23 protein-coding genes are annotated in these 23,193 nt (G+C 41.5%); 21 read left to right on the top strand and 2 right to left on the bottom strand.

The features are described from left to right. Positions 1-454 precede the first annotated feature (454 nt). The 16 genes from BVE84_RS08240 to BVE84_RS08165 all read left to right on the top strand — a co-directional run bounded on the left by BVE84_RS08240 (position 455) and on the right by BVE84_RS08165 (position 18,094). The gene (locus BVE84_RS08240) at positions 455-688 is read left to right on the top strand and encodes a phage holin (RefSeq protein ID WP_076996562.1); all 234 of its coding nucleotides are present in this window, start codon (positions 455-457) and stop codon (positions 686-688) included. A gap of 377 nt (positions 689-1,065) precedes the next feature. Next, a complete protein-coding gene (gene rfbD, locus BVE84_RS08235; RefSeq protein ID WP_076996561.1) occupies positions 1,066-1,914 on the top strand; it encodes a dTDP-4-dehydrorhamnose reductase in 849 nt (282 codons plus the stop codon). Positions 1,915-1,935: 21 nt separating this feature from the next. Further along, positions 1,936-2,097 (top strand): LPXTG cell wall anchor domain-containing protein, encoded by a 162-nt coding sequence (locus BVE84_RS11350; RefSeq protein ID WP_083708320.1) that lies wholly within the window; start codon positions 1,936-1,938, stop codon positions 2,095-2,097. Between the two features lie 450 nt (positions 2,098-2,547). Next, positions 2,548-3,696, top strand: coding sequence for a beta 1-4 rhamnosyltransferase Cps2T (gene cps2T / locus BVE84_RS08225; RefSeq protein ID WP_076996560.1), 1,149 nt, complete (start codon positions 2,548-2,550; stop codon positions 3,694-3,696). Further along, positions 3,693-4,628 carry a glycosyltransferase family 2 protein gene (locus BVE84_RS08220; RefSeq protein WP_076996559.1) on the top strand — a complete coding sequence of 312 codons (936 nt, stop codon included), beginning with the start codon at positions 3,693-3,695 and terminating at the stop codon, positions 4,626-4,628. The genes cps2T and BVE84_RS08220 overlap by 4 nt, the downstream gene beginning before the upstream one ends. Before the next feature lie 2 nt (positions 4,629-4,630). Further along, a complete protein-coding gene (locus tag BVE84_RS08215; protein ID WP_076996558.1) occupies positions 4,631-5,434 on the top strand; it encodes an ABC transporter permease in 804 nt (267 codons plus the stop codon). Beyond that, positions 5,434-6,651: an ABC transporter ATP-binding protein gene (locus BVE84_RS08210; protein ID WP_076996557.1), complete on the top strand. Its 1,218-nt coding sequence runs from the start codon at positions 5,434-5,436 to the stop codon at positions 6,649-6,651. The genes BVE84_RS08215 and BVE84_RS08210 overlap by 1 nt, the downstream gene beginning before the upstream one ends. 20 nt (positions 6,652-6,671) lie before the next feature. After that, positions 6,672-8,441, top strand: coding sequence for a glycosyltransferase family 4 protein (locus BVE84_RS08205; RefSeq protein WP_076996556.1), 1,770 nt, complete (start codon positions 6,672-6,674; stop codon positions 8,439-8,441). Then, entirely contained in the window at positions 8,438-10,192 is a 1,755-nt protein-coding gene (locus tag BVE84_RS08200; protein ID WP_076996555.1) for a rhamnan synthesis F family protein, read from the top strand. The genes BVE84_RS08205 and BVE84_RS08200 overlap by 4 nt, the downstream gene beginning before the upstream one ends. A 47-nt stretch (positions 10,193-10,239) precedes the next feature. Further along, complete coding sequence (locus BVE84_RS08195) at positions 10,240-11,703, top strand: DUF2142 domain-containing protein (protein ID WP_076996554.1); 1,464 nt, start codon at positions 10,240-10,242, stop codon at positions 11,701-11,703. Between the two features lie 18 nt (positions 11,704-11,721). Next, the gene (locus tag BVE84_RS08190) at positions 11,722-12,966 is read left to right on the top strand and encodes a lipopolysaccharide biosynthesis protein (protein WP_135017483.1); all 1,245 of its coding nucleotides are present in this window, start codon (positions 11,722-11,724) and stop codon (positions 12,964-12,966) included. Positions 12,967-12,974: 8 nt separating this feature from the next. Beyond that, positions 12,975-13,697, top strand: a complete 723-nt coding sequence (locus BVE84_RS08185; protein WP_076996552.1) for a glycosyltransferase family 2 protein — start codon at positions 12,975-12,977, stop codon at positions 13,695-13,697. Between the two features lie 5 nt (positions 13,698-13,702). Then, positions 13,703-14,056, top strand: coding sequence for a DUF2304 domain-containing protein (locus BVE84_RS08180; protein WP_076996551.1), 354 nt, complete (start codon positions 13,703-13,705; stop codon positions 14,054-14,056). After that, entirely contained in the window at positions 14,049-14,822 is a 774-nt protein-coding gene (locus tag BVE84_RS08175; protein ID WP_076996550.1) for a glycosyltransferase family 2 protein, read from the top strand. The genes BVE84_RS08180 and BVE84_RS08175 overlap by 8 nt, the downstream gene beginning before the upstream one ends. Next, positions 14,788-17,301, top strand: coding sequence for an LTA synthase family protein (locus BVE84_RS08170; RefSeq protein ID WP_083708318.1), 2,514 nt, complete (start codon positions 14,788-14,790; stop codon positions 17,299-17,301). The genes BVE84_RS08175 and BVE84_RS08170 overlap by 35 nt, the downstream gene beginning before the upstream one ends. A 316-nt stretch (positions 17,302-17,617) precedes the next feature. Then, positions 17,618-18,094, top strand: coding sequence for an EbsA family protein (locus BVE84_RS08165; RefSeq protein WP_076996548.1), 477 nt, complete (start codon positions 17,618-17,620; stop codon positions 18,092-18,094). Here the strand turns inward: BVE84_RS08165 and BVE84_RS08160 are convergent, their stop codons facing one another. Next, entirely contained in the window at positions 18,095-18,292 is a 198-nt protein-coding gene (locus BVE84_RS08160; protein WP_076996547.1) for a ferredoxin, read from the bottom strand. A gap of 50 nt (positions 18,293-18,342) precedes the next feature. On the opposite strand from BVE84_RS08160, the gene BVE84_RS08155 reads away from it, so the two are divergent. The 5 genes from BVE84_RS08155 (at position 18,343) to rplT (ending at position 20,872) form a co-directional block, all read left to right on the top strand. Continuing rightward, a complete protein-coding gene (locus tag BVE84_RS08155) occupies positions 18,343-18,855 on the top strand; it encodes an SAG1386/EF1546 family surface-associated protein (protein ID WP_076996546.1) in 513 nt (170 codons plus the stop codon). Between the two features lie 8 nt (positions 18,856-18,863). Then, positions 18,864-19,541, top strand: a complete 678-nt coding sequence (cmk, locus tag BVE84_RS08150; protein WP_076996545.1) for a (d)CMP kinase — start codon at positions 18,864-18,866, stop codon at positions 19,539-19,541. Positions 19,542-19,711: 170 nt separating this feature from the next. Next, positions 19,712-20,242 (top strand): translation initiation factor IF-3, encoded by a 531-nt coding sequence (gene infC / locus BVE84_RS08145; RefSeq protein ID WP_075098933.1) that lies wholly within the window; start codon positions 19,712-19,714, stop codon positions 20,240-20,242. 26 nt (positions 20,243-20,268) lie between these two features. Further along, on the top strand, positions 20,269-20,469 hold the full coding sequence (rpmI, locus tag BVE84_RS08140) for a 50S ribosomal protein L35 (RefSeq protein ID WP_003025048.1): 201 nt from the start codon (positions 20,269-20,271) through the stop codon (positions 20,467-20,469). Positions 20,470-20,512: 43 nt separating this feature from the next. Then, the gene (gene rplT, locus BVE84_RS08135; RefSeq protein WP_000124834.1) at positions 20,513-20,872 is read left to right on the top strand and encodes a 50S ribosomal protein L20; all 360 of its coding nucleotides are present in this window, start codon (positions 20,513-20,515) and stop codon (positions 20,870-20,872) included. Between the two features lie 96 nt (positions 20,873-20,968). Here the strand turns inward: rplT and BVE84_RS08130 are convergent, their stop codons facing one another. Beyond that, positions 20,969-23,146, bottom strand: a complete 2,178-nt coding sequence (locus BVE84_RS08130) for an LTA synthase family protein (protein ID WP_279625869.1) — start codon at positions 23,144-23,146, stop codon at positions 20,969-20,971. Positions 23,147-23,193: the final 47 nt, after the last annotated feature.

Raw genomic sequence — 23,193 nt, 5'->3', positions numbered from 1 at the left:
GTAGGTAACCAATCCACGAATATCAGAGTGGCCAATGCCCGAAGCTAAGAACTAGGCTCTTTCTAGATACTTTTCATTTTTTATCAGTTCGATTGTTTTTACTTGACAAAGGGCTTTACATATCAGTTTATCTTCTATTACTTCGTTAACTCGCTTTGCCGTACTCTACGATTGTTACTGACTATCGTCAGTATGATTTCCAACCTTCAACAGTCATTGGACTGTTGAAGCAACCTGCAGCTCGTTGCCTAGTACTAAAAGTAAACTAAAAGACTATACTCTTAGGTCTGTCATGTTCGGCAAGGTGAGGTGCCGACGTCAGAGTTTGATTTTTGCCGACTATGAACGGTCCGTTTATACATCGTGTCATTAGACGAACAATGAATCCTTTTCTTTTGAATTGTGTATTATTATGTGATAGAATGTATTTTTCTAAAAATAGAGGAGTAGTTCTATGAAACGATTAAAAATCCGTTTTAGGCGTCAGATGTTTTGGATTGGCCTAATGTCCTTAATTCTAATGTTAGTGGATAATATTTTGGTCTGCTATTTCAATGTTGAAATCAGTCGTACCTTGAATCAGATAGAACAAACGGCCTGTATCATTTTTAGTACCCTAGTCTTTTTAGGTGTACTGAATAAAGAACCTGATATGGAAGTTCCGATAGAGAGAGTGGCTCGGCACTAAGGACACTGCTTTCGTTTTAAAACAGGATGTAGGAAGCATTCAATAGAGACAAAACGAGTAGTGAATAAGACGAGTTCCAATCATCTGGGAATTTGTTGAAGTCATAAAAGGGAAAATTGGTGACTCTAGTGGTATTCCAGACAATAGCCTAGTTATGGTCTGGAACGACATTTTTGGAACCTTTGGCTCGACAATGAGGGATGAAACAGCGATAGGTGATACATAAATAAGAAAGCAACTTGTTTTTAACAGCAATATTATACAAAGAATATTTTTTCTGCTGTGTAATAGAAGGCCCAACTATTTCAACTCTTGATGTAGCACAGGTACCCTTTTTTTGGTATACTATAAGGAGAAATGCAGTAAAGGAGTCGCAGATGATTTTAATTACAGGAAGCAATGGGCAGTTGGGGACAGAGTTACGCCACTTGCTCGATGAGCGTGGCCTAGACTATGTAGCAGCTGATGTAGCAGAGATGGATATTACAGATAGCGAGAAAGTGCTGTCCTTTTTTGAGGAAGTGAAGCCGAGCATTGTCTACCACTGTGCAGCCTATACAGCAGTGGATATGGCAGAAGAGGAAGGGAAGGACTTGAACTATGCTATCAATGTGATCGGTTCTGAAAATGTGGCAAAAGCAGCTGCAAAATACGGTGCTATCCTAGTCTATATCTCGACGGACTATGTCTTTAACGGGGACTTGCCAGTAGGTCAAGAGTGGCAGGTAGATGATCAACCAGACCCGCAATCAGAGTACGGCCGCACCAAGCGTCTGGGCGAAGAAGCGGTTGAGAAATATGCTGGCCAGTTCTACACAATACGGACAGCTTGGGTATTTGGAAACTATGGAAAAAACTTTGTCTTTACCATGCAACAACTTGCCCAAACCCGTGACACATTGACCGTTGTCAATGATCAGCATGGTCGCCCGACCTGGACCCGAACCTTGGCAGAATTTATGGTGCATCTGGTTGATACGAAACAAGCCTTCGGATACTACCACTTATCAAATGATGCTGCAGAAGATACAACTTGGTTTGACTTTGCGACGGAGATTTTAAAGGATACAGATACCAAGGTAGTGCCAGTGGATTCAAGCCAGTTTCCGGCTAAGGCCAAACGTCCATTTAATTCTACTATGAGCCTAGATAAGGCAAAGGCAACAGGTTTCCATATTCCGACCTGGCAGGAAGCCCTCGAGGCATTCTATCAGCAAGGGAAATAAGCTATAGGAGAATAGGAGGGGATAGGAGAGGTTGAGTCACCTAGAGTAGCTACGACTAGCCAACAAGTCAAGGTATTACCGAAAACGTCCAGCAATCAAGGGCTATGGTCAACTGTCCTTGGTCTGGTGGTGGCTGTCTTAGGATTGCTACTGCCCTTCAAGAAGAAAAGAGTGCATACCTAAGGCTGCCTGACTCTTGTTTCTAGTCGGACCTTTGGGCGGACACTAAGGTAGTTTTGCTTCTATATTTTAACCATTTTTCAGGAACTGCATTCGATGGACCTTCATATCGAATGCAGTTTTCGTCTGGAGGATGTGATGACCTCTCGTTTTTTCTATGTCTTTCACCTGTAAATATGGTATAATTATCTGATATAGTGCTTTAGTTTTAACATTGACTGTACGATTACAGAATAAGTGGTAAACGAAGTGGTTTTTTAATCTTTCCTGCCCTGATGGCCGTTCCAGACAATCCTATGTAATTGTCTGGAACGGGATTTCTGAGAGGGAGAATCAACAATGGGGGATGGAACTTAAATAGAGTTTGCTTGCGTCCGTACTGTTTAAGGGAAATAGTAAAAGATATAAAATAGAGCCGAAAAGACTATAATAGATTTTAGAGTTTGAGACATTATGAGACATGTTTTTATTATCGGTAGTCGTGGACTGCCAGCTAAGTATGGTGGTTTTGAGACCTTTGTTGAGCAACTGGTCAGTCATCAGGTCAGTAAGGAAATCCAGTATCACGTAGCTTGCTTGTCAGACCAAACGCACCAAGTGCATAAAGAGTACCAAGGAGCAGATTGCTTTACCATCAATCCTCCTAAACTAGGACCAGCGCGCGTCATTGCTTATGACATGATGGCGCTCAGCTATGCCCTCAACATAGTCAAAAAACAGCAGATAGAGCGGCCCATTTTCTATATTTTAGGAAATACTATCGGCGCCTTTATTGCGCCGTTTGCCCATCAGATTCATGCGGTCGGAGGGCGCCTCTTTGTCAATCCAGACGGTCTGGAGTGGAAGCGCAGTAAATGGTCGCGTCCTGTTCAGGCTTATCTGAAATATTCTGAAAAGCTAATGAGCCGTCATGCAGATCTTGTAGTGACGGACAATGAGGGGATTGAAGCCTATATTCGGGAGTCTTACCCCTGGTCCAAAACAAGCTATATCGCCTATGGGACAGACTTGCTCCCAAGCCGTTTGACTAAGGACAGCCCCGAAGTACGTGCATTTTTTGACCGTTTTTGTCTAGTGGAAAAAGGCTACTATCTTGTCGTAGGGCGCTTTGTTCCCGAAAATAACTATGCGGCAATTATCCGAGAAGTGATGGCGAGTCACACGAGACGTGATTTGGTCATCGTAGCCAACCATGAAGGTTCCGCTTATTTCCAAGAGCTAAAAGAGGAAACAGGACTTGAATTGGATAAGCGAATCAAATTTGTCGGGACAGTGTATGATCAAGAACTACTCAAGTACCTTCGTCAAGCATGTCGTGCCTATATCCACGGACATGAGGTGGGGGGAACCAATCCTAGTCTCTTGGAGGCTCTTGCCCACACCACGGAAAACGTGATTCTAGGAGTTGGTTTTAATCAAAAGGTTGCTCTTGATACCGCCCACTATTGGACCAAGGAACCAGGTGATTTGGCAGCATTGCTAGATAGCATGGACAGACAAGAAGAAAATCAAGCGCTTGGTCAAGCAGCCAAAGAGCGAATGGCAACCCATTATACATGGGCGAAAATTGTGAACCAGTATGAGGATTTATTTTTAACATGAAGGTACATATCTTGCTATCCACCTATAATGGTGAACGCTTTTTAAGCGAACAGATTGACAGCATCCGCCGGCAAACCTTTCGAGACTGGACCTTGCTGATTCGAGACGATGGCTCAAGTGACGGGACACGGCAGGTGATTGAGGAGTATTGTCAAAAAGATGAGCGAATCTCTTTCATCAATCCAGACGATAGGACCAATCTCGGTGTCATCCGGAGTTTCCATGCTCTTTTACAATATGAGCGAGCAGACTATTATTTTTTTAGTGATCAAGATGATGTTTGGCTTGAGCAGAAGATGGAGCTGCAATTAGCGACTGCCGAGGCCTATCCATCAGATCACCCCTTGCTCGTCTATACAGATTTGACAGTAGTAGGGCAAGACTTGACAGTGATGTCTCAAAGTATGATGAAAAGCCAATCGGACCATGCCAATACTCAGCTATTGCAGGAGTTAACAGAAAATACAGTCACTGGTGGTGTAGCGATGATCAATCATAGCTTGGCTGAGTATTGGACTGGTCAAGAAGAGCATGCGATACTCATGCACGACTGGTACTTGGCGCTTGTGGCTTCTGCCTTGGGGAATCTGGTTTATATAGATGAGTCGACGGAACTTTACCGGCAGCACGAAGCAAATGTTTTGGGAGCCCGAACACTCAAAAAGCGGATGCGTAATTGGCTTTTCCCCCAACTACTTTTTTCCAAGTATTGGAAGCTGATTAAAGATAGTCAAATCCAGGCTAAGAACCTGTTAGCCCTGCCTTTAACAGACAGAGATCGAGCATTGGTGGAGAATTTTGTCACCCTTATGGACTGTCCATTTGTAGAGCGTTTCAAGCGCTTGCGCACCTACGGTTATCGAAAAAATAAGGGATTTCACACCCTGGTCTTTACCAGCCTAATTTTGACAAAATTTGCGTATAAGGAGTAAACATGGATATTTTTTCCAAAAAAAATCGAATTTTACTAAAAGAATTGATTAAGACAGATTTCAAATTGCGATACCAGGGTAGCATGATTGGCTATCTGTGGTCTATCTTAAAACCCTTGATGCTGTTTGCTATCATGTATGTTGTTTTTATCCACTTCCTGCGTTTAGGAGGAGATGTTCCCCATTTTCCTGTAGCTCTCTTATTGGGAAATGTCATCTGGTCCTTTTTTGCAGAAGCGACCAATATGGGGATGGTGTCGATTGTCACCCGTGGTGATCTACTTAGAAAACTGAATTTCTCAAAAGAAATTATCGTCCTATCCTCAGTCTTTGGGGCAGCAATCAATTTCTCAATTAACCTGATTGTTGTGTTAATTTTTTCACTCTTTAATGGCGTAGAGTTCACATGGGCTGTCATTGTGGCCCTTCCTCTCTTTTTGGAATTATTTATGCTGGCAACAGGCGTGGCCTTTATCTTATCAACCCTCTTTGTGCGCTTTCGCGACCTAGCACAAATTTGGGAAGTTGTGATGCAGGCAGGGATGTATGCCACTCCTATCATCTACTCTCTTTCTTTTGTAATGGATAAGAGTCTGTTAGCAGCGAAACTGATTATGCTCAACCCTCTTGCACAAATCATTCAAGATATGCGCTATTTTGTAATCGATCGTGCCAATATTCCCGTATGGCAGGTCATTCAACATAAGGCTATTGTTCTTATTCCTTACCTCATTCCAATTATCATCTTTGTCATTGGAACAGCGGTATTTAAGAAACATTCTAAGAAATTTGCGGAGATTCTTTAATGACAAATAAACAGATTGCAGTACAAGTAGATCATGTTAGCAAGTTCTTTAAATTGCCGACGGAAGCCACACAAAGTCTGCGGACAACTATGGTGAACCGTTTCAAGGGTATAAAAGGCTATAAGGAGCAGCATGTCTTAAAAGACATTTCTTTTGAAGTGGAAAAAGGAGATTTTTTTGGGATTCTTGGGCGCAATGGCTCAGGAAAATCGACCTTGCTCAAAATCATTTCTCAAATCTATATGCCCGAAAAAGGGTCGGTCACAGTCAATGGTAAGCTCGTATCCTTTATCGAGCTGGGGGTTGGCTTTAACCCTGAGTTGACAGGGCGAGAAAATGTCTACCTAAATGGCGCCCTTCTCGGCTTTTCCCGAGAAGAAATTGATGCCATGTACGATGATATTGTTGACTTTGCTGAACTTCAAGAGTTCATGAACCAAAAATTGAAAAATTATTCTAGCGGTATGCAGGTTCGTCTCGCTTTCTCTGTGGCGATTAAAGCACAGGGGGATGTCTTAATTTTGGATGAAGTCTTGGCGGTTGGAGATGAAGCCTTCCAGCGCAAATGCAATGATTACTTCCAAGAACGCAAGAAAAGTGGAAAGACAACGATTCTTGTCACCCACGATATGGGGGCGGTGAAAAAATACTGTAATAAAGCTGTTTTGATTGAAAAAGGCTTGGTCAAAGCGATGGGAAATCCCTACGATGTAGCCAACCAGTATAGTTTGGATAATACAGTAGTAACGGCCCCTCAGGCTATTGTCGAAGAAGACACAGCAGAAGTATCTCAGCCAATCCAATTAGAAGTGGAAGATTTCTCAGTCACCTTACTCTCTCGCCCTCATTTGACACCGGACGAAGAATTTGAGTTTGAATTTTCCTATAAATTGTTAAAAGATCAGGAGACTCACATTGCACTGTCCTTCATTGACTTGGATACAAATGTCGGCTATTACAATGACAACTCAATGGAGATCGAAGTCAATGAAATAGGTGTCCATACCCTTCGATACCGTTGTAAATTCCCTTATTTTAACCAAGCAAGGTTAAAATTAGTGGCTACTGTACGAGATGCTCAAAAACGTGTTCTGGCTTTTTTATCGGAAGAACAGGCGCCTGTGATTTTTGTTGAACGATTGAAAGACGAGACACTGACAGAATCAGAAAAAGATGCTGCGACAGGATTGTTGAGACGAAGCGGTAAGTGGATGTAGGGATAAGGGTGCAGTAAGGAATGAAAAAGAAGATTTTAGTTGTTTCTCCAACAGGAACCTTAGATAATGGAGCAGAAAAATCTATTGTCAATTTGATGGTGTATCTAGTAGAACAGGGGTATCAAGTTTTCAATGCTTTTCCGGATAATCAACATGAAACCAAGGAGAGGTATGTGCAAGTCCTGGAAGAACACCAGATCAAATCGATTTCTATCCAGACTGCAAAATGGTGGTGGCCCGAAGCGCCGGGAACGGTTCCATTTTTGAAGACGGAGCAGATTTTGGCCTATCAGCAGGCGGTTTTTACCATTCGTCAAATCATTAAAGATGAAGATATTCAGCTCGTCATTTCAAACACAGCCAATGTTTTTCAGGGAAGTTTAGCAGCTGCTTGTGAGGGGGTTCCGCATTTTTGGCTAGTCCACGAATTTCCGACCAAGGAATTTGCATATTACCGCGAAAAAATAGAGTTTATGGCGCAACATTCTACAGCGATTTTTGCGGTTCATGGCAATCTGTGTGCCAGATTACAAGAGCTGTTTCCTGCCTCTACGGCTGTCCAAGATTTTATTCCCTATTCCCATATAGAAGGGACACCCTTACAAGAAAGTACCAGTCGTCGAATTGTCTCTATTGGGCGCATCAATGAAAATAAGAATCAATTAGAATTGATAAAAGCCTACCATCAGCTAAAACAACCGCAATATCCCCTCATTTTTATTGGAGACTGGGATGAGGCCTACAAGGCACAATGCGATGACTATATTGCTGAACATAAAGTGACAAATGTCCATTTTCTAGGGCATCAGAACCAGCCCTGGAAATGGGTCAGTCAATCGGATATTTGCGTCTTTACCTCTCAATCAGAATCCTTCTCACTGGTCTTTGTTGAGGCTGTTTTAAATGGAGTCCCAGTTATTGTCTCGGATAATCTAGGTTATCAATCGGCCAAGAGTTTCTTGCAGGCAGGTACGATGTATCCTCTAGGAAATGTGGAGCAATTAGTACGGGCCTTGCAGGAACATTTGGAGCAATTTGAAGCCTACAAGGCAGAGAGTTTAGCGCAGCAGAAATATGCCCAAGAACTCTACCGTCTAGATAGGTGTTACCAGAACATCCTGCAGGCGATTGAGGAGGAGCTGACTCCGCCTGCTAACGAGCTGTATGCCATTCGCCATCTGTTGGGAGAAGTTGATCATCGTCACCTCCTATCCTTGGTTGATGAACAGTCTATTACTGTCTATTTTGAAAAAGAGGGGGCTTTTAGTGAAGGGCATACGTCGGTCTACCCCTTAGAATTGGAGGGGACGATTGACATTGTCCTTCCTGAAGATTGTCAAAAAATTCGTATCGATATGACAGAGCGTCCTAGCTTTTATACTGCCATTCAGCTTCTTGCCCTGGACTATGATACCAGCCTTTTGCCGACCTTCACGAACGGTCTGGTCTATCGTGATTCCTATATTTTTCCAAATCCAGATCCACAGATTATTTTTCATGTCCCCCCTTTCTATGGGAAAAGACTGCGCTTGAGTTATTGCTTATATGACATTGATCAGGTAGCTTCAGATGCCTACATTGGAAAACACTTGGCACAGGAATTACTGGATCTGCGCAGAAAGTTACTCCAGCTAGAAGCAAAGGAAGTTGCCTACCAGCAAGAACTGGTCGTCAACAAGAACCTGCGTCAGCAACTAGAAGAGGTGCAAGAGCAGTACAACCGCGTGATTTCTTCCAGACGCTGGACCATTCCAACTACACTAATCAATTTCTTTAGGAGAAAAAAATGAAACGCCTACTTTTATATGTGCATTTTAATAAATTGAATACGATCAGTTCCCATGTTACTTATCAGTTGATGCACATGCGACCACTTTTTTCAACCGTTGTTTTTCTTTCAAATAGTAGCCTCTCCTCAGAAGTAGTTGAACAACTGCGGAAAGAACAACTCATCGATGAGTTTATCCAACGGGAAAATATCGGCTTTGACTTTGCCGCTTGGCGTGATGGAATGGCACATATTGGCTTTTCAAATCTCCAAGAGTATGATTCGGTCACGCTGATGAATGATACTTGTTTTGGACCTCTGTGGGATATAAAAGAAGTCTACCGTCGTTTTGAGCAGGATGAGGCGGTTGATTTTTGGGGGATGACCAATCACCGAGCGACCAAGGCCTTTCCAGAACATATCCAGAGTTACTATCTATCCTTTTCTGCCAGAGTCGTACGTTCCGAAGCCTTCCAAGATTTCTGGCAAGGAATCCAAAATTTTACAGATGTCCAAGACGTCATTCAGCAGTATGAGACCCAGGTGACGACCTCTCTCGTAGAAGCAGGGTTTCGCTACCAGACAGTATTTAATACAGTTACTGCGGATACAACAGGTATGCTACATCCGGACTTTTCTTACTATAATCCGACGAGTATCCTAGCCCATAAGGTTCCCTTTATTAAAGTAAAGACCTTTGAAGGGAATCAAATGATTGCTCCCTTCATTCTTGATGAGATAGCAAGGGTGACAGACTATCCGGTTGATCTCATCATTTACCACCTATCAAAGGTGTTTAGTCCTACCCGTGACTACCTGTTAGGAAAGAAATATCATACAGATACCGCCATTAGTGCTTCATTACAAGATGCGAAGGTGGCCGTTCATTTACACACCTTCTATGTTGATTTATTAGAAGAATTTTTGGATGCATTTGCAGAGTTTGTCTTTTCATATGATTTATATTTGACGACAAATACCGAGGAAAAAATTCAGGAGATTCAAGCCATTTTAGACCGGCGCAATGTTTCTGCCGTCATCAAACTGACTGGAAATATTGGCCGAGATGTCTTGCCGATGTTGAAATTGAAAGAGGAACTGTCACAATATGACTATGTAGGACATTTCCATACCAAAAAATCAAAAGAAGCAGACTATTGGGCTGGACAATCCTGGAGGACCGAATTGATCGATATGTTAGTCAAGCCATCCAATGAAATTCTCTCAAGTATGATGGAGCAGGATGAATTAGGGCTGATGATTGCAGATATTCCGAGTTATTTCCGCTATGTCCGTATGGATCCCTGGGCAGAGCTTGGAATGATTCCGTTTATGGAAGACTTGTGGGAAAAAATGGCCTTGCCAAAACAGATGGACTTTTATGAGGCAGATGTCTTTGTCATGAGTTATGGTACCTATGTTTGGTTCAAATACGATGCCTTGAAACCCTTGTTTGAAATCGGCTTGACAGATCATGACGTGCCCAAGGAACCCTTGCCACAGAATACCATTCTTCATGCGATTGAGCGCTTGCTCGTCTATATTGCTTGGGGACAGGGATACGATTTTAGAATTAGACAAAATCCGAATCCGATTCCTCCTTTTGTTGATAATCGTATTCTGAATAGGAGACGCCTAGAACAATTTAGCCCCTATGCCTACATTGATTTTACCTATTTTGGCGGCATCAAAGGTGCTATCAAATATTTAAGAAAATCTTGGATAAATACCTTTGCCTACCTATGGAAACGATTGTTAGGGAAGAAGGGCTAAGGCCTTATACTCAATAAAAATCAAAAAGGAATAGAGTGAAGTTATCGATGTTAGTAAAACAAAATATGAAGTATAGCCTGGTCTTACTCTTAGTAGCGATTGTTGTTTTAATTGCTTATCCAGGAGAGATAGGGATTCCGAAATTGGTGTATCTGATTACGGGGCTCTTCCTTCTTGTCAGTCTGTTTCTACCCCACTTATTGGATAAGTGGAATGGGAAAGGCTTGTATTTGCTGATTGCTTTTTTAGGGACAGTCAGTGCCTTAGTCACTCCTGTTTTAAATACACCGGATGAACCAGTTCACTTTGCTCGTGCCTTAAAGGTAGCAACGGGGGAAGTGAATCTAGATAATCGTCCCGAACATTTGACCGTTTCCCAAGACTATCAAGAGGTCAATCGGCAGGGAAAGGTTCAAGTGACAGAGACAGATCTATTTTCTGTTCCTACATCAGATAAGCAGACAGAGTTTGTCAATCAGGCAGATTACAGAGCGACCAATCAGTATAGTTTTTTAAGTTATCTACCTCAGGCCTTTGGCATTGTAATCGGAAAGTTTCTACACTTGAATGTAGGATATATCTTTTATCTAGGACGTATCTTTAACGCATTAGCCTATGCTGTATTTGCTGTATTTGCCATTAAACTTAGCGGTAGATGTAAGCAGCTCATGTTTGCAGGAGCAACTCTCCCGATGACGATCTCGCTGGCAGGCTCTTATAATCAAGATGCTACTAGTATAGGTGTCCAGCTGTTGGCGATAGGTTTCCTCCTCCATCTACTAGAAAAGGAGGAGAAAATAGGGCTTTTAGATGTTGTCTTGTACGCCCTTATTTGTGGGATGATTCTATTGACAAAACTTCCTTTTGTGGCTTTTGCTGGTCTGTTGATCTTCATTCCTAGAAAACGGTTCAGCAGTAAAGGAGTCTATCTATCCACATTTTTAGTGGCGGCCATGCTTGTGATAGCGACTGGTATTTGGTATAAGGTGAGTGGAGAGGTTCATTATTCTTTTCATCTGCCAGATACAGATGTATCGTCTCAGCTTCATAATCTAGTGAGCCAACCAAGTAGCTACCTGCCCGTTCTTTTCAAGGAGTTTGTAAATATAGGGTATCGAATGCACCAGTTATTTATTTTTGGTTGGTTGGATTTACCGATGTCACATCTCTATCCCTACTTCCTCCTCCTTTATGCGGCCATTGTAGGCCTCAATATGGGGACAGTCAAGCTACCTAAGTGGACCAAACTAGGATTTCTACTAGTTAGTTCAGTCATTATTCTAGGGATTGTCACGGTCATGTATCTAACTTGGACTCCCGTTGGTGCCGTAGAGGTTTTAGGGGTTCAAGGCCGGTATTATATTAGTATTTATGTTATAATAATGCTCATGATAGCATCCATCAAACCAAAAGTATTCGCTGTAAATCAAGTTTCGGATTCACTTGTTCTGCAAACAAGTTTATACTCGAATCTGGCCATGCTACTTTTGAGTATATCGATGCTTCCTTAAAAGATGGAAAATAGAGTGATGAATAATAAGCGTAATTATTTTTGGAATATGATTGGATCCATATCCTCTTCCTTGGTTTCAACCATTTTACTTATCTTTGCTTCTAGGCTACTATCACCAACCTCCTCGGACTTATTTGGTATTTTATATTCTTTGGGGCAACAGTTATTCATCATTGGACTCTTTCAAGTGCGGGATTACCAAGCCACAGATGTCAAGGAGAGATTCTCTTTTCAAGTTTACTTAGAAACCAGAGTCGTTACTATTGTTATGATGGTTGTTTCGACGTTTGTTTTCGTCTATTTGAATCAATACTCAGTTGAAAAAACATTGATTTTCCTACCGCTGGTTTTAAGTCGCGCAGTTGATGCTTTTTCGGATGTTTTTCAGGGTTTTTTTCAGCAACAAGAACGATCAGACTTGTCAGGGAAGATTTTATTCTTTAGAAGCATTGTGGTGATGGCGTCCTTCTATTGTTTTTTAGTAGGGACTCATTCCTTGTTGATAGCGTGTTGTGGTGTATTGATGTTGAATGTTGCTCTGACATTTTTCTTGGATTTTCGCTACTTTGGAGCTGTTAGTTCCAAGCTGTCTCTCAGGTTAAAAAAAGAGGATTTGCTGCAAGTCAAATGTGTTCTAAAGGCGTGTTCCCCCCTATTTCTAAGTGGTTTTTTGATTACCTATATTTTTAACGAGCCTAAAATAGTACTCGATCGTCTTTTGAGTGCAGGGCAATTACCAGTAGGAATACAGAGGGATTTCAATATTTTATTTATGCCAACCTTCATCATGTCCTTATTATTGATGATTTTACGACCATTGATAACAGATTTATCCCGAGTGTGGCTAAGGCAGGACTACCAGCAGTTCTTTAAGTCATTTAGTAGGCTCATTCTCATCTTATTGCTATTTGGTAGCATGGTGTTGTTCTTCGGCTATTTAATAGGCACTGAGATATTGGGCTATTTGTATGGTGTCTCGCTTACTGCTTATAAAGTTGAGTTTGCCATCTTGTTAGTCGGTGGAATATTGAATGTCTTAGCTTCGGTTATTGGCAATATGCTCATTATTTTTAGAAAGCAGTCTAATGTCATCATAGTCTATATTTTGACCTTTCTTGTTTCAAAATTGATGTCAACTCGTTTGATTGTGAATTTTGGAATGCTTGGGGCTGCTTATAGTTTTGTCATTTCGATGGCAGTATTTTTACTGCTGAGTATTTGTGTATTCCTGTTAACGAAAAAATATCTCAATGAAGGATGAGGTAAGAGATGAAAGTATTAGTCATTATTCCTGCTTACAATGAGGAAAAAAGTATCTTAAAAACGGTTCAGTCCATACTGGATTTTAAGGCAAAGAAGACTGTAGATATTGAATTGGATTATATCGTCATCAATGATGGTTCAAGGGATAGGACCAAGGAAATTTTGGTAGAAAATGGCTTGCATGCGATCCATTTAATAGCTAATTTAGGAATTGGTGGGGCTGTCCAGACAGGTTATAAGTATGCTCTAGAAAAGGGCTACGACCTAGCCGTCCAGTTTGATGGTGATGGCCAACATGACATAGAATCCTTACCTAGTTTACTTCTCCCTATCCAAAGAGGGGAAGCAGATCTAGTCATTGGCTCACGCTTTGTGGGAGAGGTTCGTTCGGAGTTTCAAACCTCCTTTATGAGACGTTTTGGAATCACCATCATTTCCCTTGTGATGCAGTTAGTGACCGGCCAGAAGATCTATGATACAACTTCCGGGTATCGTGTGGCCAACAGGGAGATCATCGGTCAATTTGCCAATCGTTATCCAAGGAAGTATCCCGAACCAGAATCAACCGTTCATGTATTGAAACGACATCAAAAAGTTGTAGAAGTCCCAGCTAATATGTACGATCGGACAGGAGGGAGTTCCTCTATTACCCCGCTTAAATCCGTCCGATATATGATAGAAGTATGTTCTTCCATTTTAATTGCAGTATTTATGAAGGAGAGTGAGTAAGTAAGATGACGATTTTTTCTCTGGTCATGTTAATAACAGCCTTGTTATTTTTGTACTTTGTGATTCGTAATATCAATAAAAATATTATGTTAATTGACCAGGCAGCGATGTGGCTGGTTTTGGGGCTGCTTATGCTAGCTTCTGCCCTATTTCCGATGGTTCCCGCTCGGATGGCCCACATGCTAGGTTTCCAATTAACGTCTAATTTTATCTTGTTTTTAGCCGTTATTTTACTGCTAGTCTTACTATTTTTGCAAACTCTTCAAATTTCTAAGCAAAAAGAAGATATTAAAAATCTTATTCAAGAAATTTCAATGGTAAAGACAGGCTTGATAGAGAGTGAGAACCAAGATGTTTAATCATACATTTGTGATTTGTGCTTATGGGGATAGCCCGTATTTGGAGGAATGTATCCTCTCCTTAAAGCAGCAGACGCAGCCATCGACGCTTATTTTATATACCTCCACACCGAGTGACTATATTTCTAATCTTTGCGAAAGATATGGGATACCAGTATACACAGGTGTAGGCGGTTCTATTGGCACAGACTGGAATAATGCCTTATCATTTGTAGAAACACAGTATGCGACGATTGCGCATCAAGATGACTACTATGAACCGACCTATGTAGAAGAAGTGATGAAGAAGCTATCTCCCAACACCCTCATTGCCTTTAGTGATTATTATGAGTTCAAAGGTGGCAGGAAGGTGAGAGAGAATACTAATTTAAAGATAAAACGTCTCATGTTGAACACCCTCTCTCTATTTCCAAATCTAAGGTGGTGGCGAAGAAGGATCCTCGCCTTTGGAAATCCAATTTCTTGTCCAGCGGTGACCTATAATTTAGCAAGGTTAACTGGTTTTACCTTTGATTCACAGATGCGTGTTTCGATTGATTGGTACGCCTGGTCACAGATTGCAACCTATGAAGGTTCTTTTGATTATATTCCAAAGCAGTTAATGTTCCATAGAATACATGGAGAGTCAGAGACGAGCCAGACCATAAAGGATAGTACGAGAAGCAAAGAAGACTTATTTATGTACGAGCAATTTTGGCCTAAAAGCATAGCTAGATGGATTAGTAGGCAGTATGAAAGGAGTCAAAAATCGAATGATGCTCAGTAGTTATACCTCTTTTAAGAAATGGTGTGGTGATCTATTGGGGCATGTGGTGAAAGGGCTGAGCTATCTCCTTACGTCAAAGCGATTTTGGTATCAGTTTCTTCTTTTGACTCTCTTTTTTCTAACGTCCATTTACTTTGTTTGGAATGGTCTAGCCCAGTCGCAAGAGGAAATGGCTAGACTTTTCCCTAGTTTCTACGCCTTTCTTTTGCTGGGTTTGCTGGGGCTTTTCATCAGTGAGAGTATAGACTGGCGATTTATTTTTCCATTTTTAGCCTGCTATCTTTTTTATTTAGTGACGGCTTATTTTATACGAATGACCCTTTCTTTGAATGATTCGGGATTTCATTGGGATAGGTTCAAAAACTTTTTCCAGTCTAATTTTTTAGGGGAGGCTTTCCTGATGATTGGCCTTGCCCTGTCCTGTCACCATATAAGCAAGTGGATGCAAAGAGTAAGACGCAGTTACAGTACCCGTATTCCTACATTAAATACCAACGTCATCTTAGCGGGATTGATGAGTACTGTCTATTTGACAGGCGCTGAATTTTTAAATCGATTAGAGACGAATCACTTCATGCCGGTCACCAAAGGAACAGATCAGGAGATACTGTATGCGGTAGTAGTCTATTCCTTAGGCTTCTTTTGTCTTTATTTTTTTATAAACCTTGTTTTGTTTCATGGCTTACGGCTTCTACGGACCAATAGAGCAAGCTTATCGCTCGCTTTTGCTTCCAGCGTCATCATTGCAGTTGTTGATAATTATTTTATCCAAGCAGGAATTACATTGAAGGGGAAGTGGTATAATTACTATATTGCCTCAGGTGCGACCATTTTTCAAATCGTCCTGCTGACACTCCTTTTCTTTTTTCTTTTCTTGGTCATCAACCGCTTTTTACCAGCCTTCGTATTGAATATTTTTCTAGCAGTTGTGCTGGCTGTGGTGAACCAAGTGAAATTTGCACTTCGTGAGGAACCTTTTTTACCGTCCGATCTTATTTGGTTGAAGGACATCACTTTTTTTAAGGAATATGTTTCGAGTGACGCTCTCTCTAGCTTCTTTCTTATCCTCGTGATAATTTCGATATGCTTATTTTTTATTAGAAAAAAAGTGTTACCTAACCGTCTGATACCAGATTTGAAAAAACAATTCTATTTTGTATTGGCCTTTCTTCTACTGGTTGGCTCCAGCAGTCATCTGATTAGCCAGCATGATGAGGGAAAGTTTCCGAAGAAAGTTCCTGTTTTATCATCGCTCTATAATTTATATGATATTAACTGGCTTGGGATCAATGCTAAGGCAAATTACCAATCTGTAGCCTATGTATGGTTTCGTAATTTGACATCTGAAAAAATGGTCAGACCCGAAGGATACAGTCATGTTAGGGTACGGGAAATTTATGAAAAATACCAAGCCATCGCCTTGGAAATGAATCAAGAGCGGAGTCAGTCGATTTATGACCAAACGGTTATCTACATCTTGAGCGAAAGTCTATCCAATCCACTCAGGCTGCCAGATATTGTAGCTAGTGGGAATCCTATTCCAGCTATTACCGACATTATGACACAGTATACTGGTGGCGAGATGCAGTCAGATGGCTACGGTGGAGGGACTGCCAACATGGAGTTTCAGTCGCTTACGGGATTAGTAATGCCCTATTTTGATACAGGAGTTTCGATACTTTATTCAGAGATATTTCCCACTATGCTCTATGTTCCCACTATCAGCGATCAATTTTTAGAGAAAAATCGGATTGCCATTCACTTAGCTGGAGGGGGAAATTATAACCGCAATTTGGTCTATTCTAAATTGCAGTTTGATCAATTCATCGCCCAAAGTGGAACAAAAGATAAAGCAAAGGATATTATACCTTTCGGCGTACATGCTAGTGACCACTCCACCTATCAATATATTCTCAATTCTTTAGATGAGAATGAAAATCAATTTTTTTCTGTCATCACCATGCAAAATCATACTCCCTATGTCGTAGAAGTAGATAATGGCATTGCGATAGCAGGGAAGGGATTTTCAGATAAGCGGAATCAACAGTTGCAAACCTATGCCAACCTTCTGATGGAAACAGATAGGGCAACCAAGGAGTTATTGGAGCAGTTGCAACACTACCCTAAAAAGGTAACAGTGGTTTTTTATGGGGATCATCTACCGGGAATCTATCCCGATGACTTTTTCCAAGCAAATGCGGAAAATCAATATTTGACCGACTATTTTATTTGGTCGAATGATCAACCCCAAAAATTGGATTATCCGAAGATTCGTGCCAATGATTTTCCAGCCCTCCTGCTGAAAGAAACAAATTCCAGACTCTCTCCTTACTATGCCTTGCTGACACAGTATTTACCAGATAGAAATGGTGAACGGAATCAAGAAGTCGAGGAGGAATTGAGAATTATTCAGTATGATTTGACCGTTGGACGTAATTATATCAGCCACTATCCATTGTTTTTTGAAATAGGAAAGTAATACTCAATAAAAATCCCAGAGTGATTCTGGGATTTTTGTGCGATAGGATGATATAGAGGTATCGGGAAGTGGTTCATCAAGTTATCAAACCTCATCTGCTCCTAGATGATACGATGGATGTTGTGTCACATCTTCATCGGATACTGGAGTTGCTTCGTTCTGTGATTGTTGGATAGCTTTCGTCCAAAGTAAATGGCCTATCAACGATTCCTCAGAAAGGGGAGAGTAACTGGATAGGAAAAGTTTTTATCCTCAAAAGGGGTTTGCTATGAAATTTTTCTGATTTTATGCTAAAATAAGTAACAGGAGGAGCGAAATGATTAAGATATTTGGTAAGGTTCGCTATCATTGGCAGCCAGAATTGTCATGGTCGATTATCTATTGGTCCTTATCCATTACTCCTGCCTTTCTCGCCCTATCTCTGATACTGGAAAGGTTACGCATATCGAATACGATTATTCAGCTATTCATATTGGTCATCATCATGTTTGGCATAGGCTGGCATCGTTATTTTGTAATCGAACAGGAGTATCTACGGATTGCTTCAGCAAATCCATTTGCTTCGAAAAAAATAGGAATCGATACGATTTCTAAAATTGAAGTAACCTATCTATTCGTGAAAATTTTTTCAACAGAGATGCCAGAAGGAAAAATCTATTATATTCGCAAATGGCCTAAAAAGTATTTTGTCAATGCGCTGGCCCTCAATCCCCACTTTCAAGGGGAGATTGTCCTGACCGATCATCTAGTCACACAGGATTATTTTGAAGAATATTATGCGAGTAAAGATTAGCTAGTCGATGGAAATGGCTTTTGTCGGGCAGGATTTAGCCGCTAGCAGCGTCTCTGGACAGTCAGCCAGAGTGACGGTCCTTTCTTGCGGGTAATCAGCAAACAAGACGATTCCATCATCATTATAGTCAAAGGCGCTTGAAATGGTTTGGCACAGTCCGCAAGCAATACATTTTTCTGGATAGAGTGTCGTTTTCATATTATTATTGTAATGAGATTTTATAAAAAAGACAAGGAGAAAGATTAGTCATGTCACAAGAACCCTGGAATGAGGAAATTTATCAATCTACAGAGAGTAGAAGAAGCCGCTCGACGAAAGGTAGCTCAAGCACTCGAGTGCTAAGCATTTTAGCAGTGTTATTCTTGTTTATTGTCATTATTACAACCATTGCCATGGTGTACTTATCTCATGGAGGTAGTAAGACAGACGCCAGTCAAGAATTTTATAACACGAGTAGTACGACTAAGGTGGAATCTACCAGCACAAAGGTGACGGCTTCCACTACTAGCCAGTCGTCAGAAGCCTCAGTCTCAGCAAGTGAGGCTAGTAGCACTAGCAATAGTAGTACAGAGGAGACAGCCTCATCTTCTGCTACAGTAAGCGGTGAGACGATTGCTGTTCAAGCGGGAGAGGGACGCGATATGATTGCAGCTCGTGCGGGTATTTCTCCTGAGGAGTTGGAACGTTTGAATCCGGATAAAATGACCGGACCTGGTGGCACTTGGTGGGCAAATCCAGGAGACCTCGTTAAAATCAAGTAAGGGGAATTATGAGAAGCATTCAAATCGCCATCGATGGTCCAGCATCGAGTGGTAAGAGTACAGTGGCAAAGGTGATTGCCAAAAGATTTGGCTATACTTATTTGGATACAGGGGCTATGTATCGGGCTGCGACTTACTTAGCCTTGCAACATCAGGTGGCTCAAGAAGATAGTGCAGCTATTGTGGCCCTCTTGGATCAATTCCCTATCAGTTTTGGTCGAAATAAAAATGGGGAGCAACTTGTTTTTGTGGGTGATGTGGATATTACCCATGCCATTCGTGAGAATCAAGTGACTAGCAATGTTTCTTGGGTGTCAGCTCTTGCTCCGATTCGTGAGAAATTGGTTGATTTACAGCGCAAGATTGCGGCTCAAGGGGGCATCGTCATGGACGGACGTGATATTGGAACGGTCGTGCTTCCTGATGCAGCATTAAAGATTTTCCTTGTCGCCTCGGTCGAAGAAAGGGCCCTTCGTCGTTTTAAGGAGAATAAGGCTAAGGGAATTCCGACTGATTTAGAGCGCTTAAAAGAAGAGATTGCTCTTCGTGATCATAAGGATAGTACACGGGCCGTGTCTCCTCTTAGGGCAGCAGATGATGCGATTACTTTTGATACGACAGGTGTCTCCATTGAGGGTGTTGTTGAATTTATTTCAAAAAAAGTAAACGAAATTCTTGACAAGTAAAAAAAGTATTGGTATACTGGTAGCATTGAGAAAAGCAGAAGTGAGAGCTTCTCGCCTTGCGACTAACGTTGTCTGGCTCTACGTGTTACAATTTCTTCGGAAGGATAATGATGTAGTGGTGGACTTGTGTTGGCGAGTTCATTTTCTTTTCTCGAAAAAAATAAAATGAGGTGAAAGCCATAGCAAAGCAAGATTTGTTCATCAATGATGAAATTCGTGTGCGTGAAGTTCGTCTTATCGGTCTCGAGGGTGAACAGTTAGGAATTAAACCGCTCAACGAAGCCCAAGCAATAGCTGATAGTGCTAATGTTGATCTAGTGTTGATTCAACCGCAAGCTAAACCACCTGTTGCAAAAATTATGGACTACGGTAAGTTCAAATTTGAGTATCAGAAAAAACAAAAAGAGCAACGTAAGAAACAGAGCGTTGTCACTGTCAAGGAAGTACGTCTGAGTCCGACTATTGATAAGGGAGACTTTGATACAAAACTTCGGAATGCCCGTAAGTTCCTTGAAAAAGGAAATAAGGTAAAGGTATCGATCCGCTTTAAAGGACGGATGATTACCCATAAAGAAGTTGGAGCAAAGGTCTTGGCCGAATTTGCTGAAGCAACGCAAGATATTGCGATTATTGAGCAACGAGCTAAGATGGATGGACGTCAAATGTTCATGCAGCTTGCGCCAGCTTCGGAGAAAAAATAAGCTAACTAAGCAAAAGGAGAATAAACATGCCAAAACAAAAAACTCATCGTGCATCAGCTAAACGTTTCAAACGTACAGGTTCTGGTGGATTGAAACGCTTCCGCGCTTATACTTCCCACCGTTTCCACGGTAAGACTAAAAAACAACGTCGTCACCTTCGTAAAGCAGCGATGGTACATTCAGGTGACTTCAAGCGTATCAAAGCAATGCTAACAGGACTTAAATAAGTCGTACTACTAGAAATTAGAGAATTATTCGGAGGACAATAAAATGGCACGTGTTAAAGGTGGCGTTGTATCACGCAAACGCCGTAAACGTATTTTAAAATTAGCTAAAGGTTATTATGGTGCAAAACATATCTTGTTCCGTACAGCAAAAGAACAAGTCATGAACTCTTACTACTATGCATACCGTGATCGCCGTCAGAAGAAACGTGATTTCCGTAAATTGTGGATTACACGTATCAATGCGGCAGCTCGTATGAATGGTCTTTCCTATTCACAACTGATGCATGGTTTGAAGTTAGCTGAAATCGAAGTGAACCGTAAGATGTTGGCAGACCTTGCTGTTAATGATGCAGCTGCTTTCACAGCACTTGCAGATGCAGCAAAAGCAAAACTTGGCAAATAATCATAAAAAGGTAGACTATTCTGCCTTTTTTGCTTTTTCAAGGGAATAAAAGGCTGTAGAAAAAAGAGTAAGGACTGGGCAGAAGATGCCCAGTCCTTACTCTTTTTTCTCGCTGGATGTTGAATTAGTTGTGGTGGAGCTTTCGTTCGTGCTTGAGGGCTGTGTTGTCTCATGCAGGATGCGATAGCTTGGCGCTTGGAACAGTTCGCTGGTTGATTGACCACCCTTTTGACTGTAGAGACTGGTTGACTTGTCCCCTAACTCCTCCTCAATAGCCAGTTGGGCTTTGAGAGAGTCTATATAAGAGAAGTCTTTCGTTTTTACAGTCGGGAGACCATTATTGAGGAAGCGCAGGAGGTCGCCTGTTTGGATGGCATCGCTAGCAGCCAGCTGGTTTTTTACGTGCGTGCGGATCTCTTCGACCTTTTTGAGTGTATCTTCATCAGGATTGGTAATCTCTTCTCCGGTTGGAGTGCTGTAGAGTTTACCAGCATAGCTGGTGTAGTCTGGCGTAATGAAGTTACCTGGAGTCCGGAGGGCGACAATCTGTTGGTTATCCTTGGATAAGAGGTCCTGTCCAACCTGTAGGTATTTTTTCGCATCAATTCCCAACAGATGCTCTAGAGTAGGGAGAGCATCGATTTCTCCTCCGAAGGTATCGATGATTCGTCCCTTGTTTGTTCCGGGTACCACAATCATATAAGGGACCCGTTGGAGCATGGCATTGTCATAGTCTGACCAGGTTTCAGGATTAGCACCGAGCAAAGGGGCCAGGCTTGGATTACGGGAATTAGAGATTCCATAGTGATCTCCATAAAGGACAATAATCGATTTCTCGTATAGGCCAGTAGCTTTCAAATAGTCAAAGAAGGCTTTGATAGAAGCATCTAAGTAATTAGCAGTAGCAAAGTAGCCATTGATTGTCTCATCCTTGGTATTGGCTAAAGGAAATCCCACTTCATCACCTGTGAGGCTTGTCGTATAGGGATAGTGGTTTGAGACAGTGATAAACTTGGTATAGAAAGGCTGTTGGAGGTGTTCAAAGTATCGGATGGAATCCGCCAACATGACCTTATCATTTAAGCCATATTCAAAGGAATTTTCAGCGGTTGTCGCCGTGAAATAAGATTTATCAAAAAAGTAATTGTAGCCCCATTGTTTGTAGGTGTTGTTTCGATTCCAAAACGCAGCTGCATTTCCATGAAAAACAGCAGAAGTATAGCCGGCTTCTTGGGCGAGGATATGAGGTGCAGCCTGCTGTGTATTGCTCCCCCCGTACTGTACCATGAAAGAACCTTGATTGAGTCCAAAGAGTGAGGTTTCAATCATGGTTTCTGCATCGGATGTTTTTCCAGCCTTTACTTGGTTGAAGAAATTGGAAAAAGCAAAGGTAGAATTGGAGTGATAAAGGGAGTTTAGAAATGGTGTGACCTCATACTCTTTTCCATCGACATGTAATTTATAATCAATAATAAACTGCTGTAGACTCTCCAAGTGCATGTAGATGACATTGCGTCCCTTTGCCAGGCCGAAGTATTCATCGTTTGGCTTGGCATAATGCTCCTCGACGTATTGCTTCACGGGATTCAGGTCCCCTGCCGATGCTTCGGAACGATCTTTGTGAGCATGATAGGTCTGATAAGCATTGTAGCCTAAGAAGGAAGGAAGCCCCAAGGCACGGACGATATAGGTGTTGGAAAAGCCACGTGATAATAGCTCTGGTCGGTCAATTTCTGCTAGAAAAAGATTGATAGAAAAGAGCAGGATGGAAAGGGCGGTAACTGCAAAACTTGACCGCTTGTTGAAAGGTTGCACATCGACAGGAATTTTTTTCTTCATGTATAGATAGGCAAATCCAATAAAATCTAAGAAATAAATCAAATCCCATAGTCTTAAAGCCTTGACGGTCGTTTGAAATAAACCAGCCGCAACACTTGAACTCGCCATCATGGTAGAAATCGAGATGTAATCAGAAAATTCTCTAAAGTAGAGTGCATTGGAAAATAGCCATAAAAACAACAAGAAGTAAAGAAGGCCAGCAGTTCGATAAAACCACTTGGTTGATTTTATGTAGAGAGCTAGACCAATAAAGAGGAGACCGACAGGAAGCGGGTTGATAAAGAGGATAAAATGTTGGTAAAAACTTTTGGTATCTAAATTGAAGTCAACGAGGTAAGCCCATAATGTCTTTATCCAGTAGAGCATGACCAGAATGAGGATAAAGCCGATTCTAGAACGTAAAATTTTTGATAATAGGTAGCGGTTTTTGTTCACAGGAGCCTTCCTTTCTAGTAGTAGTACTTTTTACAAAATCTTAGTTC

Source organism: Streptococcus azizii, from assembly GCF_001984715.1.
Lineage (GTDB): Bacteria > Bacillota > Bacilli > Lactobacillales > Streptococcaceae > Streptococcus > Streptococcus azizii.
This window is presented reverse-complemented; position numbering and strand designations above follow the sequence as displayed.